Source organism: Phytohabitans aurantiacus (assembly GCF_027923225.1).
GTDB lineage: Bacteria > Actinomycetota > Actinomycetes > Mycobacteriales > Micromonosporaceae > Phytohabitans > Phytohabitans aurantiacus.
In genome coordinates, this window is record NZ_BSDI01000137.1 from 1 (window position 1) to 665 (window position 665).

At 60.2% G+C, this 665-nt stretch carries 1 protein-coding gene; it reads left to right on the forward strand.

Features of this window, described 5'->3' with window-relative positions; genetic code table 11:
• Positions 1-30 precede the first annotated feature (30 nt).
• Positions 31-665 (forward strand): NAD-dependent epimerase/dehydratase family protein (locus tag QMG73_RS46155; RefSeq protein WP_281906524.1); only part of this gene is annotated, 635 nt, incomplete at its 3' end.

Sequence of the window (665 nt, forward strand, 5' to 3'; positions counted from 1 at the left end):
CGGGATGGCCGGTTGCAGAAGGTGACGTACATGTCGTCGTCGATGGTGTTCGAGTCGACGGAGCATTGGCCGTCGAAGGAGGGTGACGAGCGTAAGGTTCCGCCGCCGTTGTCGTCGTATGGGTTTCAGAAGTTGGCGGTGGAGTATTACGCGCGGGCGGCGTGGGAGCAGTACAAGTTGCCGTACACGATTGTGCGGCCGTTCAACTGTGTGGGTGTGGGTGAGGGTCGGGCGTTGGGTGAGGCTGAGGTGTTGTCGGGGAATGTGAAGTTGGCGATGTCGCATGTGGTGCCTGATCTGGTGCAGAAGATCGTGAAGGGTCAGGATCCGTTGCACATTTTGGGTGAGGGTGGCCAGGTGCGGCATTACACCTATGGTGGGGATCTGGCGGCGGGGATCGTGGCGGCGATGGAGCATCCGGCGGCGTTGAATGAGGACTTCAACTTGTCGACGGCGGAGTCGACGACGGTGTTGGAGTTGGCGGAGGTGATCTGGGCGAAGATCAAGGGTCCGGATGTGCCGTTCCGGTATGTGTCTGATGATCCGTTCGAGTATGACGTGCAGAAGCGTGTGCCGGATGTGACGAAGGCGCGTGAGGTGTTGGGTTATGAGGCCACCACGAGCCTCGACACCATGCTCGACGAGGTGATCCCATGGGTGACCCA